At 41.2% G+C, this 12,410-nt stretch carries 12 protein-coding genes; 8 read left to right on the top strand and 4 right to left on the bottom strand.

What is annotated here, in order from left to right:
- Positions 1–51: 51 nt before the first annotated feature.
- Genes B7714_RS03800 through sdaAB form a run of 3 tightly spaced genes read right to left on the bottom strand, consistent with a single transcriptional unit; the run spans position 52 to position 2,261 of the window.
- Complete coding sequence (locus tag B7714_RS03800; protein ID WP_084859678.1) at positions 52–681, bottom strand: HAD hydrolase-like protein; 630 nt, start codon at positions 679–681, stop codon at positions 52–54.
- A gap of 27 nt (positions 682–708) precedes the next feature.
- A complete protein-coding gene (gene sdaAA / locus B7714_RS03795; protein ID WP_007520872.1) occupies positions 709–1,581 on the bottom strand; it encodes an L-serine ammonia-lyase, iron-sulfur-dependent, subunit alpha in 873 nt (290 codons plus the stop codon).
- Between the two features lie 8 nt (positions 1,582–1,589).
- On the bottom strand, positions 1,590–2,261 hold the full coding sequence (gene sdaAB / locus B7714_RS03790) for an L-serine ammonia-lyase, iron-sulfur-dependent subunit beta (protein ID WP_084859677.1): 672 nt from the start codon (positions 2,259–2,261) through the stop codon (positions 1,590–1,592).
- Positions 2,262–2,502: 241 nt separating this feature from the next.
- Here sdaAB and apf point away from each other — a divergent pair, with 241 nt between their 5' ends.
- Positions 2,503–3,126 (top strand): aggregation-promoting factor, encoded by a 624-nt coding sequence (gene apf / locus B7714_RS03785; protein ID WP_042767626.1) that lies wholly within the window; start codon positions 2,503–2,505, stop codon positions 3,124–3,126.
- A gap of 15 nt (positions 3,127–3,141) precedes the next feature.
- Here apf and B7714_RS03780 read toward each other — a convergent pair whose 3' ends face one another.
- Entirely contained in the window at positions 3,142–4,005 is an 864-nt protein-coding gene (locus B7714_RS03780) for a helix-turn-helix domain-containing protein (protein WP_001268190.1), read from the bottom strand.
- A 378-nt stretch (positions 4,006–4,383) separates the two neighbouring features.
- On the opposite strand from B7714_RS03780, the gene B7714_RS03775 reads away from it, so the two are divergent.
- The 7 genes from B7714_RS03775 (at position 4,384) to mnmA (ending at position 12,406) form a co-directional block, all read left to right on the top strand.
- Positions 4,384–4,668, top strand: a complete 285-nt coding sequence (locus B7714_RS03775) for a lactococcin 972 family bacteriocin (RefSeq protein ID WP_000737526.1) — start codon at positions 4,384–4,386, stop codon at positions 4,666–4,668.
- A gap of 54 nt (positions 4,669–4,722) precedes the next feature.
- Entirely contained in the window at positions 4,723–6,831 is a 2,109-nt protein-coding gene (locus tag B7714_RS03770) for a bacteriocin-associated integral membrane family protein (RefSeq protein WP_084859676.1), read from the top strand.
- The gene (locus B7714_RS03765) at positions 6,828–7,457 is read left to right on the top strand and encodes an ABC transporter ATP-binding protein (protein WP_000593109.1); all 630 of its coding nucleotides are present in this window, start codon (positions 6,828–6,830) and stop codon (positions 7,455–7,457) included. The genes B7714_RS03770 and B7714_RS03765 overlap by 4 nt, the downstream gene beginning before the upstream one ends.
- A 228-nt stretch (positions 7,458–7,685) precedes the next feature.
- Positions 7,686–8,492: an ABC transporter substrate-binding protein gene (locus tag B7714_RS03760; RefSeq protein ID WP_001045251.1), complete on the top strand. Its 807-nt coding sequence runs from the start codon at positions 7,686–7,688 to the stop codon at positions 8,490–8,492.
- Between the two features lie 15 nt (positions 8,493–8,507).
- Positions 8,508–9,704: an argininosuccinate synthase gene (locus B7714_RS03755; protein ID WP_000031910.1), complete on the top strand. Its 1,197-nt coding sequence runs from the start codon at positions 8,508–8,510 to the stop codon at positions 9,702–9,704.
- A 27-nt stretch (positions 9,705–9,731) separates the two neighbouring features.
- Complete coding sequence (gene argH / locus B7714_RS03750; protein WP_084859675.1) at positions 9,732–11,123, top strand: argininosuccinate lyase; 1,392 nt, start codon at positions 9,732–9,734, stop codon at positions 11,121–11,123.
- A gap of 161 nt (positions 11,124–11,284) precedes the next feature.
- On the top strand, positions 11,285–12,406 hold the full coding sequence (mnmA, locus tag B7714_RS03745; RefSeq protein WP_070799887.1) for a tRNA 2-thiouridine(34) synthase MnmA: 1,122 nt from the start codon (positions 11,285–11,287) through the stop codon (positions 12,404–12,406).
- The last annotated feature ends 4 nt before the right edge of the window (positions 12,407–12,410 follow it).

Raw genomic sequence — 12,410 nt, 5'->3', positions numbered from 1 at the left:
AAAAAATACTCCTCAACCTAGTTCACTAGTGTTAGGAGTATTTTTGTATGGTTAGAGTTGGCTAATGATATCATCAATGGTATGGGCGATCCAGTCAGGCTGATAGCTGAGCAAATCAGCCTCTTCTCCAAATCCCCAAGTAACAGCGAACTTTTTGATGCTAGTTTCTTGGGCTCCAATCATATCAAACTTGGTATCTCCGATGATAAGGACTTGGTCTGCAGGGAGTTGATGCGTTTGCAAGGCAAAACGGATGACATCCGCCTTGTGTGGCGTTTCCGGACTAGAGCCGTAAATGCCATCAAAGAAATGATGGATTCCCAGATTTTTAGTCATATCATGAGCAGTAGGAGTATTCTTTGTTGTAGTGATGTAGAGAGGGTAGTTTTGCGAAAGCTCTTGGAGCAATTCCGTTATTCGGGGGAAGAGTTGGGCTTCGTGGATTCCTTTTTTCTTGTAGTAAGAGCGGTATATCTGCACAGCTTCTGAGATTTGCTCCTTGGGAAGACATGTTGCAAAACTACTTTCAAGGGGCGGTCCCATAAAACCACGAATGGTTTTGGCATCAGGGCTTGGAACTCCTAGCTCTTTAAAGGTATGGGTAAAGGCATTGTGGATCCCGATGGAACTGTCAACCAGAGTTCCGTCTAGATCAAAAAAGACTGCTGAGATAGAGGGCATAGTTTCTCCTGATAGATATAGATAAGTTTAATCGCCGAAGATTTCTTTTTGTAGGCGACGACCAGTAGGAGTGGCAGCGAGTCCACCCTCAGCTGTTTCACGAAAGGCAGTTGGAAGGCTCGATCCGACTTGGTACATGGCATCGATGACTTCGTCAACAGGGATCTTAGACTCGATACCTGCCAAGGCCATGTCTGCTGCTATAAAGGCAAAGCTTGCTCCCATGGCATTGCGCTTAACACAGGGAACTTCGACTAAACCAGCGACGGGGTCGCAGATGAGGCCCAGCATATTTTTAATGACAAAGGCGATGGCTTGGCTAGCCTGATAGGGGGTCCCACCTGCAGCCAAGGTTAAGGCTGCGGCACTCATGGCAGAGGCAGAGCCAACTTCGGCCTGGCAGCCACCTTCAGCACCTGAGATAGAGGCATTGTTTGCGATAACCAATCCAAAGGCACCAGCAGCAAAGAGGAAATCCAGCTGTTCTTCGTGGCTGAGGTCAAGTTTTTGGATAGCAGCAGTGAGAACGGCTGGCAGACAGCCAGCACTTCCTGCGGTTGGAGTGGCGCAGACCAAGCCCATCTTCGCATTGTGTTCATTGACCGCGATGGCATTACGGGCTGCTGATAGGATGGTAAAGTCAGACAAGGCCTTGCCACTTTTGAGATGGCGGTCTAGTTTGGCCGCGTCTCCACCCGTTAAGCCACTACGGGATTTATTTTCACTGAGACCGAGCTCGACAGAGGCTTTCATGACTTCTAGATTGCGTTCCATGAGGAGGAGAACTTCTGGCCGTTCTCGACCGGTTAGTTGATATTCTGTCGCAATCATGAGTTCTGCGACATTTCCTTGGAAGTCTAGATCTGCTTGCTCGACCAATTCTTTGATAGAATAAAACATGTTTCCTCCTACTTAAAGAAATTGACATTATGGAGATGAGGGATTTTTCGGATTTCTTTAATCGCCTCTTCGCAACTTCGACTATCGACTTCGATAATCATAATGGCTTTTTCTCCAGCTTTTTCTCGAGTCACATTCATCTGCGCGATGTTGATATCAAAACGAGAGAGGGCTTCAGTAACATGGGCAATCATACCTGGAACATCTTGATGCACGATGATAATGGTTGGTGTGTTCATGTTGAGAGAGACAGCAAAGCCGTTAAGTTCCGTAACTTGGATATTTCCTCCACCGATGGAAATTCCTGTCACACTGATGGACTTGCGTTCATTCTTCACAGTAATTTTAGTGGTATTAGGATGAGGGGCGTTGCTGTCTTTCTGAATGGTCCAGACAATCTTGATACCGCGTTTATGGGCAATCTCTAGGCTATTTGGAATGTCGGGATCGTCTGTATCCATACCTAATATACCAGCGACGAGAGCGAGGTCAGTTCCATGACCACGGTAGGTTTTGGCAAATGAGTTAAATAATTGGAATTCGACTTCTGTCGGCGTATCATCAAAGATGGAAGAGACGATTTTCCCGATGCGAACAGCTCCAGCAGTATGGCTACTTGATGGGCCAATCATAACTGGTCCGATAATGTCAAAGACAGATTGAAAACGAAGTGAGTGCATCTGTTTCCCCTTACAAAGATTCTTATATCTATTATATCAAAGAATGGACCTCTGCGCTTATTTCCCTTATCAAAAGCTTAAAATGATTAAAGATAGTATAAAATAAGGTCTTTTGTGACAAAAACCTCCATAAAACGGTAAATATAAAACATTTTTGTAATATTTCTACATAAAACCGTTAAACAACGGTAACATTCGAGGAGTAGAATAGTATCATAGATAAAAAGGAGAATTTTTAGATATGTCATTAACAACTAAAAAAATTAAAACAACTATCGCAGGAGTAGCAGCTTTGCTTGCTTTCTTTGCTCCATCACTTGCATCTGCCCAAGAAACTGTAACTTACACAGTTAAATCAGGTGATACTCTTTCAGAAATCGCTGAGAAGTACAACACAACTGTTGAAAAATTGGCGGCAAAAAACAACATTAAAGATATTCACCTTATCTATGTTGACCAAGTTTTGGTTATTGAAGGAACAGCTTCTACTGTAGCTCCAGCAGCAACAACGGAAGAAACAGCTCCAGTAGCTACAGAAACAGTTGAAGAAGCTCCAGCAGCAACAACAACTTATGAAGCCCCAGCTGCACCTGCAACTCCAGCAGCAGAAAGCAACACTGCAGCAGCTTCTACTGTAAGTGGTTCTGAAGCAGAAGCCAAAGAATGGATCGCTCAAAAAGAATCAGGTGGTAGCTACACTGCTACAAACGGACGTTACATCGGACGTTACCAATTGACAGATTCATACTTGAACGGTGACTACTCAGCTGAAAACCAAGAACGTGTAGCAGATGCCTACGTTGCAGGACGTTACGGTTCATGGACAGCTGCCAAGAACTTCTGGCTTAACAACGGTTGGTATTAAGAATACAAGAGTCCTTTAGGGCTCTTTTTTGTTTACAAAGATGTTAACTTCTCGCTCTAGCTCTGTTAGTAAGTGTTCATCTTCTACTAGTTTAGCTAAGGAGAGTCCATTCTGTATCAACTGAGCATCATTAGCACAAATGCCGATACGAATATAGGAAAACGCAAGTGTATCGTACTGTTTGCTTGCTTTTGCCTCCTCTAAGAGAGTGTAGCAAAGCTGTTTGCAAAGCAACTTATCACCATTGTAAAGATAAAGAGTTGAGAGATTCAGAAGCAACATCATACGAAGCTGAAAGACAGGACTATAGTGTTTATAAACCTCTAGTCGTTCGAGAATTTTTTCGGTAATCTGATGAATATACTCCATAGGAAAAGCAAAGAGAATGGTATTAAGGACTTTGAGGTCACTCTCATACCAAGTATCTTGTTTCTCAATCTTATCCCATAATCTGTTTACAATGTTGTCAACCTTACTTGACAATTTTTCTATCCCATTTTCACGGATGTAGATAACGATTTCGAGCATATCTTGCAACTGCTGGATGGGAAAATCATGATGTGTTTTTAGATAATGTTGGCATTTTTTGAGTAATTTACTTAAGTCGCTCGTACCACTAATAGAAGCCATTTTTAGAAAAGTCTGCATGATAGTTGATCGTTCACTTGGGTGGTAGAGATGGCAAATATATTCAAACTCTTCAAAACTCATATTAATTTGCTGGAGAAGAAATTCCATATTCTCATATTTTGGAGTTGTCTTGCCACTTTCTATTTTTGATAGGCTGGTTCTTGAGAGAACACCCCCACAGACCTCTTCTTGAGTCAATCCTTTTGACTCACGGATTTCTTTATAAACATTTCCAAAATCGTAGCGCATGATTCCCTCCTTATTTGTGAAAAAAGTTAACAATAAATTGAAACTGATTAAAAATATTGTATCATAGTAATATAAAAAGTAAAAAAGAAATCTAAAATAAATTTGTGAAAAAGGTTAACAAATTTTACGACAAGGTATATTGTATTTTATAATCAAGATGATGAAGTACTAAGGGGGTATCAAATGTATAAAAAAGTATATCGTCTGTTGTTATTTATGTTATGGATGGTTATTTTCTTCCCTTGGGGATGGCTCTTATAAAATTTTGATTAAGTAAAACGAAAGGAAGGTGAGTCCAATGGACTTCAATGTTTACAAATGAACCAATTCATCTGTTTCTGTGAAACAGTTCAAGATATAAGATGTGAGGAAAATATCATGAAAAAATTAGTAAAAATTGGTGTCGCAACCGTAATGGCATGTGGTCTGCTTGCTACGACAAATGCTTTAGCAGTATGGGTAGATGGTGGTCAATGGAACTATGGAGTAGGTTGGACAGGAACTTTTGGATATTCTGATTATTTACATTCTACTCGCTCTCATACAGCAACTGTCCGACATGGAGGTAGAATCTCTAAGGATCGTCAGGGTCCTAGGGTTTGGGCACAAGCTTCCCTTACTAAAATTCCGCCAACAGGATTAGAATATTTCTATGGATTTTAAGTGAAATTTTCCCTCTCCTATTAGGAGAGGGAGAACTTTATTGGAGGTATCTTTATGAAAAAAATCAGTAATTTCTGTATGTTACTACTGCTTCTGTGTACCACTTTCTTTGTTTTTAATGTAAACTATACACGAGAAGTAGTTCGGATTCAGGAAATGGGAAAGACAGCGAGTTCTTTGGATGTATACTTGAAAGATGTCAATGAACCTGCAGAATCTGTTCTTCGATTTTTTGAGTATGTATCAAAGGAATACAAAGTATCCATCATCAAAACAGACAGTGGTGATGAGGTAATCAAGTCTGGTGTTTTTGATAAAGATACCTTCCCCTACCAAGAGTTTGGGATTTCTTCCCTTGGTTTTACCACAGATGGTGAAGGAGTCTACAGTAATAAAGAAATTTCCAATAAACTTGGTACGATTCCGACCTTTCTAAAAGCCAAGCCTATTCAGCTTATGACTTTTCAAGCCTACATCAAGGATACATCTCGTAGTTTAAATGGTCGCTACACGATTAGTTCGGCTCAAGAGATGGATAGAGATCAGATTTTACAGAAGTGGAGTGATTTTTTCAAGACTGACCAGACTACCTTGCTAGAGCCAACCTACAAAAGTGCAGTGGAAGTCTTAAATCGAGATTTGCTCTTATCTGCTATTATTTTTGTCTTGGCTATTTTGCTTCTTGTCTTAGTAACAGTGTATCAGCCGATGATGGAGATGAAAAGAGTTGGGGTACAAAAATTACTTGGTTTTCAAGATCGGGCTGTTTTAGCTGATGTTGTGAAAGGCAACCTCTACCTCCTCCTAGGTGGGGCGCTTGTGATCAATCTAGGAGTGTGTTTCTTGCTTGATTATAAGCCGAAAGATTTGTTCCCTATGCTGTGGTTGTCCCATTTTTTGCTTTTGCAGCTTTATCTCTTTATCAGTTGGTTGACTTATCTCTTAATCCAAAAAATGACAATCAGCTCTCTGCTGAAAGGTTTTTCATCTTTCAAATTTGGTTTACTCTTTAATTATTTGATGAAAATTGGAACCACCATTTTACTGACAGTCTTGCTAGTTGGGGTGGGGAAAAGTTTGGAGCAAGAAAACAAAGAGTTGGATTACCAGAAACAGTGGATCAGTCAAGGAAATTATCTGACCTTAGAAACTTTCCAACTCAATGATAACCTGTGGCAAGAGCAGTTGGCAGGCTCAGGGCAAGCAGTGGATTATTTCTATCGATTTTATCTGGATTTGGTAGAAAAAACGCAGGCGGGCTATGTGCAAAGTAGCAGTCTTCCTGTAAAAAATTTTGTCAAATCAGAACAGATTCAGCAATATCAGTTAACAGATACGGTGGATGTGTACTATGCTAATCGCAATTTTCTAAAGAGCAAGGGATTCAAGTTACCCGATACCGGCACTAAAAAAGTTATTTTGATGCCAGCAAGTACGAAAGGTGAAGAAGAGAAAAACCAGCTCTTGGGGAAGTTGATTACCTATCAATCAATGAAGTATGAAGAGCAGCAAAAACGAAGGATAGAGGAGGTGGATGTCGAGATTGCCTATTATGAAGGAGATTGGTCATTTTTCCCTTATAACGAGAAGCGAAAGGAAAATCTCTACAATCCAATTATTAGCTTGGTCAATGATTCTGATATGATGTGGGATGAAAAAGCTTCCCTGTCAACAACAGGTTTAAATAATCCCATTAAAATCGAAAATACAGCTCAACATCAAAAAGAGGTGACAGCGTTAGTTGAGAAATTATCAGATGGGAATTATTTAAAATTTTCATCTATTCAAGCCATTCAACAAGAGAAAGTAGATTCTTATCGAGATGCTGTTCGGAATTTCAACATACTCTTTGCTTTGGTTGGTCTTCTTAGTATGATGATTTCCTACTTCTTACTAGTAACAACTTTCTTATTGAAGCGAACAGATATTATTACCAAGAAGTTTATGGGCTGGAAATTGATAGATCGGTATCGTTCCTTGCTGGGTCTTCTATTAGCTGTCTATAGCCTTCCTTTTGTAGCCCTGCTATTCTTTACACAGGCACTTTTCCCGCTCCTACTTTTTGCAGGATTTACAGGCTTAGATATCCTGTTTGTGCTTTTCTTGGGTTCTAAGATGGAAAAACGAAATGTAGTGCAGTTATTGAAAGGGGATCACTTATGATAAAGTTGGAAAATGTTACGAAAACCATTGGGGAAAAAGTTATTTTGGAGAACTTATCTCTAAAAATTAACCAAGGAGATTTAGTTGCCATTGTTGGAAAAAGTGGCAGTGGCAAGTCAACCTTGTTAAATCTCTTGGGTTTGATAGATGGCGATTACAGTGGACATTATGAAATTTTCGGTCAGCAAAATGTACCTGTCAATTCTGTTAAGTCGCAAGCGATTATCCGCGAACATATCTCCTATCTGTTTCAAAACTTTGCTCTGATTGATAATGAAACAGTAGAGTATAATCTCATGCTCGCTCTAAAGTATGTAAAATTATCCAAGAAGGACAAAGTCAAAAAGATAGAAGAAATTTTAGAGAGAGTGGGATTGTCATCAACCCTACATCAGAAGGTTTCAGAGTTATCTGGAGGGGAACAGCAACGAATCGCAGTTGCTAGAGCCATTTTAAAACCGAGTCAGCTCCTGTTAGCAGATGAACCAACCGGCTCTCTAGACCCTGAAAATCGAGATTTGGTTTTAAACTTTCTCTTAGATATGAACAAGGAAGGGAAAACGGTCATTATCGTTACCCACGATGCCTATGTAGCTCAACAATGCCATCGAGTCATTGAATTGTGAAAGAGAATGTGGAGAGTTCGTTGATCTCTTCATCTTACCTGTAATTGGACAATTGTATTTTTAAAAACTCAAATAGTATAAATAAGCTTATTATATGTAAAAATATATCATATAATAAGCTTTTTCTTGATTTAAATGAAATAAAATACAGTTTTTTCTTGACAAACGAAAATGAGAAGAGTATTATTTATACAATAATAAAGTATAAAAATAAAAGGAGGCTCTTCTATGAATAAAGTGAAGAAGGTGTTGATGACGATGTTTGGTTTGCTTATGTTTCCCTTATTATTTGCTTGTAGTAACACTCAATCCCAAGGTGTTGAAGCCATTAAGGCTAAAGGGAAATTGGTGGTGGCCCTAAATCCAGAGTTTGCTCCATTTGAATACCAGAAATTGGTTGATGGGAAAAATCAGATTGTAGGTTCAGATGTTGAGCTAGCTAAAGCCATCGCAAAGGAACTAGGTGTGGAAGTGGAATTCTCTCCAATGAGTTTTGACAATGTACTGGCTAGTCTTGATTCGGGCAAGGCCGATCTTGCCATATCAGGAGTTTCTAAGACGGAGGAGAGAAGTCAAGTTTACGATTTTTCAATTCCCTACTACACTTCGAAAAATAAGGTTATCGTAAGAAAATCTGAATTAACGAATTACCAATCAGTCAAGGATTTGGCTCAGAAAAAGGTTGGAGCGCAGAAAGGTTCTATCCAGGAAACTCTGGCTAAAGAAACCTTGCAGGATTCTTCTCTCGTTTCACTTCCTAAAAATGGAAATTTGATAACAGATTTGAAATCAGGGCAACTGGATGCGGTTATCTTTGAGGAGCCAGTGGCGAAAGGTTTTGTAGAGAATAACCCAGACCTAGCCATCGCTGAGTTTGATTTTGACAATGACAAAGAAGATTCCTACGCTGTTGCGATGAAAAAAGACAGTAAAGAATTAAAAGAGGCGGTTGACAAAACCATCCAGAAGTTGAAGGATTCTGGGGAGTTGGACAAATTGATTGACGATGCTTTTAAAGTCTCTATCGAAAAATAGAAAGAAGGAAGAGAAATGAGTAAGGAAAAAGTCATTTTAGCCTATTCAGGTGGATTGGATACATCAGTTGCTATTACATGGTTAAAAAAAGACTATGATGTGATCGCTGTTTGTATGGATGTGGGTGAAGGAAAAGATTTGGAGTTCATCCACGATAAAGCTCTCAAGGTTGGGGCTGTTGAGTCTTATGTCATTGATGTTAAGGAAGAATTTGCTAACGACTATGTTTTAGTGGCCCTTCAGGCTCATGCCTACTACGAACAAAAGTACCCCTTGGTATCTGCTCTGAGTCGCCCTCTTATTTCAAAAAAACTCGTTGAAATAGCTCATCAGACGGGGGCAACCACAATTGCCCATGGTTGTACAGGCAAGGGAAACGACCAAGTTCGGTTTGAAGTCTCTATTGCAGCTTTGGATCCCAATCTAAAGGTAGTTGCGCCTGTTCGTGAGTGGAAATGGTCTCGTGAAGAAGAAATCCAATATGCAAAAGAAAACGGCGTTCCAGTTCCTGCTGACCTTGACAATCCTTACTCTGTCGATCAAAATCTTTGGGGACGTGCAAATGAATGTGGTGTTTTGGAAAACCCTTGGAACCAAGCGCCAGAAGAAGCATTTGGAATCACATCTTCGCCAGAAGAGGCACCAGACAGTCCAGAATTTATTGACATTGAGTTTAGTTGCGGGGTGCCTATCTCCCTCAATGGAGAGAAGATGAAAGTGGCTACTTTGATTCAAAAGCTAAATGAAATTGCGGGCAAACACGGTGTCGGTCGTATTGACCATGTGGAAAATCGCCTAGTCGGTATTAAGTCAAGAGAGATTTATGAGTGCCCAGGTGCGGTGACTTTATTGGCAGCTCATAAGGAGATTGAGGACTTGACTCTTGTGAGAGAAGTGGCTCATTTCAAACCTATTATCGAAAATGAGTTGTCCAATCTCATCTATAATGCCTTGTGGTTTAGCCCAGCAACTCAGGCTTTGATTGCCTATATCAAGGAGACACAGAAAGTTGTCAATGGAACTGCAAAAGTTAAACTCTATAAGGGGAATGCCCAGGTAGTGGCTCGGAAATCTCCAAATTCTCTTTACGATGAAAATTTGGCGACTTATACTAGTGCGGACACCTTTGACCAAGATGCGGCTGTTGGATTTATCAAGCTTTGGGGGCTTCCGACTAAGGTTTATTCAGAAGTTCAGAAAAATGTTGAGTAGTGACGCGATAGAAAGGGACGACAGGATATGTCGAAAAATACAAAATTATGGGGTGGTCGATTTGAAGGCACTGTGGAAGATTGGGTAGAACAGTTCGGTGCGAGTATTTCCTTTGACCACCAGCTGGCAAAATTTGATTTGATGGGCTCCCTAGCTCATGTTCAAATGCTAGGACAGACTGGCATTTTGAGCTTGGAAGAGGCAGAGCAGATCCAAGATGGTCTGAAAGCTTTGTTGCGAGATTTAGAGGCAGGGGAGCTTCATTTTGATATTGCAAATGAAGATATTCATATGAATATGGAAGTGTTGCTGACAGAGAAAATCGGTCCTCTGGCTGGGAAACTGCACACGGCTCGTTCTCGGAATGACCAAGTCGCAACAGATATGCACTTATATCTAAAGGAGCAGCTTGGCCATGTTTTGGATAAGTTGGCGAATCTGAACAGTGTTTTGCTGGATTTGGCTGAAAAACATGTAGAAACCATCATGCCAGGCTATACCCATTTGCAGCACGCCCAACCGATTAGTTTTGCCCATCATCTCATGGCTTATTACAATATGTTTCAAAGGGATAGCGAACGCTTTGCATTTAACCTGAAACATACGGACCTATCTCCTCTGGGTGCGGCTGCCTTGGCAGGGACAACTTTTCCAATCAATCGTCAATTATCGAGTGATTTATTGGGCTTCCAACAACCCTATATCAATTCCTTGGACGCAGTGAGTGACCGTGATTTTATCTTGGAATTTCTGTCAAATGCCAGCATTTTGATGATGCATATGAGCCGTTTTTGTGAAGAAATCATCAATTGGTGCAGTTTTGAGTATCAGTACATTAGCTTGTCTGATAGCTTTTCAACGGGTTCGTCTATCATGCCCCAGAAGAAAAATCCTGATATGGCCGAATTGATTCGAGGGAAGACAGGACGAGTTTACGGGCACTTACTTGGACTATTGACCGTCATGAAGTCTTTGCCTCTGGCCTATAATAAGGATTTGCAAGAGGACAAGGAAGGCATGTTTGATACAGTAGAAACGATTTTAAATTCTCTGGATGTGTTGGCAGGTATGCTATCGAGCATGCAGGTTAATAAGGCCAAAATGCAGCAATCTACAGAGAATGATTTTTCGAATGCGACCGAACTGGCAGATTATTTGGCAGGGAAAGGCTTGCCATTTAGAGAAGCTCATGAAATAGTAGGGAAATTGGTTCTAGACTCTATCAAGCATGGTAAAAATATCCAAGATTGGGATTTGAAGGAGTTGCAAGCCTACCATCCCTTGATTGAAGAGGATATTTATATCTACTTGCGTCCAGAAACCGCTGTTCAGAGACGGAATTCCTTAGGAGGAACCGGCTTTGAGCAAGTGAAATACCAGATAAAACAAGCGAAGAAAGAACTTAAAGGGGAAAATTGATTCGTTTGCAAAGTAAGAAAGAGAGGTTGAGATGATTTATCAGCCTCTTTCTTGTCTTCTCCAACCAAGCGTGTTATAATGAATACTGCTCAAGCGACCTTCAATCGTTAAAGCACACACGACCTTCAATCGTGAATAAACGAATAGATGGGAGACTTACCATGAGTGATAACTCTAAAACACGTGTTGTCGTGGGGATGAGTGGTGGTGTTGATTCGTCGGTGACGGCTCTCTTGCTCAAGGAGCAGGGCTACGATGTGATCGGTATCTTCATGAAGAACTGGGATGACACAGACGAAAATGGCGTCTGTACGGCGACCGAAGATTACAAGGATGTGGCTGCGGTGGCAGACCAAATCGGCATTCCCTACTACTCTGTCAATTTTGAAAAAGAGTACTGGGACCGCGTTTTTGAGTATTTCCTAGCGGAATACCGTGCAGGACGCACGCCAAATCCAGACGTTATGTGCAACAAGGAAATCAAGTTCAAGGCCTTTTTGGACTATGCCATGACCTTAGGCGCAGACTATGTAGCGACTGGGCACTATGCCCGAGTAGCGCGTGATGAGGATGGCATCGTTCATATGCTTCGTGGCGTGGACAATGGCAAGGATCAGACCTATTTCCTCAGTCAACTTTCGCAAGAACAACTCCAAAAAACCATGTTCCCACTGGGGCATTTGGAAAAGCCCGAAGTACGAAAAATAGCAGAAGAAGCAGGTCTTGCGACTGCCAAGAAGAAAGATTCGACAGGGATTTGCTTTATCGGAGAAAAGAACTTTAAAGAATTTCTCAGTAACTACCTGCCAGCCCAGCCAGGTCGCATGATGACCGTAGATGGACGCGATATGGGCGAGCATGCAGGTCTTATGTACTATACGATTGGTCAACGTGGCGGACTCGGTATCGGTGGGCAACACGGTGGTGACAATGCGCCGTGGTTCGTTGTCGGAAAAGACCTGAGCAAGAATATCCTCTATGTCGGCCAAGGCTTCTATCATGATTCGCTCATGTCAACAAGCCTAGAAGCCAGTCAAGTCCACTTTACTCGTGAGATGCCAGAGGAGTTTACGCTCGAATGTACGGCTAAATTCCGCTATCGTCAGCCTGACTCTAAGGTGACAGTCCATGTCAAAGGAGACAAGGCAGAGGTCATCTTTGCGGAACCACAACGCGCCATCACACCAGGACAGGCAGTTGTCTTTTACGATGGCGATGAGTGTCTCGGTGGCGGTTTGATTGACAATGCTTATCGTGATGGACAAGTTTGTCAGTACATTTAAGATT

Origin of the sequence: Streptococcus oralis subsp. oralis, assembly GCF_002096595.1 — a bacterium.
GTDB lineage: Bacteria > Bacillota > Bacilli > Lactobacillales > Streptococcaceae > Streptococcus > Streptococcus oralis_D.
Note: the sequence above shows the minus strand (reverse complement) of the source record. Positions and strands in the feature narration are given on the sequence as shown.

Excerpts from the sequence above, each read along its gene's own strand:
- B7714_RS03800 (WP_084859678.1), bottom strand. The coding sequence starts at position 681 with ATGCCCTCTATCTCAGCAGTCTTTTTTGATCTAGACGGAACTCTGGTT.
- sdaAA (WP_007520872.1), bottom strand. The coding sequence starts at position 1,581 with ATGTTTTATTCTATCAAAGAATTGGTCGAGCAAGCAGATCTAGACTTC.
- sdaAB (WP_084859677.1), bottom strand. The coding sequence starts at position 2,261 with ATGCACTCACTTCGTTTTCAATCTGTCTTTGACATTATCGGACCAGTT.
- apf (WP_042767626.1), top strand. The coding sequence starts at position 2,503 with ATGTCATTAACAACTAAAAAAATTAAAACAACTATCGCAGGAGTAGCA.
- B7714_RS03780 (WP_001268190.1), bottom strand. The coding sequence starts at position 4,005 with ATGCGCTACGATTTTGGAAATGTTTATAAAGAAATCCGTGAGTCAAAA.
- B7714_RS03775 (WP_000737526.1), top strand. The coding sequence starts at position 4,384 with ATGAAAAAATTAGTAAAAATTGGTGTCGCAACCGTAATGGCATGTGGT.
- B7714_RS03770 (WP_084859676.1), top strand. The coding sequence starts at position 4,723 with ATGAAAAAAATCAGTAATTTCTGTATGTTACTACTGCTTCTGTGTACC.
- B7714_RS03765 (WP_000593109.1), top strand. The coding sequence starts at position 6,828 with ATGATAAAGTTGGAAAATGTTACGAAAACCATTGGGGAAAAAGTTATT.
- B7714_RS03760 (WP_001045251.1), top strand. The coding sequence starts at position 7,686 with ATGAATAAAGTGAAGAAGGTGTTGATGACGATGTTTGGTTTGCTTATG.
- B7714_RS03755 (WP_000031910.1), top strand. The coding sequence starts at position 8,508 with ATGAGTAAGGAAAAAGTCATTTTAGCCTATTCAGGTGGATTGGATACA.
- argH (WP_084859675.1), top strand. The coding sequence starts at position 9,732 with ATGTCGAAAAATACAAAATTATGGGGTGGTCGATTTGAAGGCACTGTG.
- mnmA (WP_070799887.1), top strand. The coding sequence starts at position 11,285 with ATGAGTGATAACTCTAAAACACGTGTTGTCGTGGGGATGAGTGGTGGT.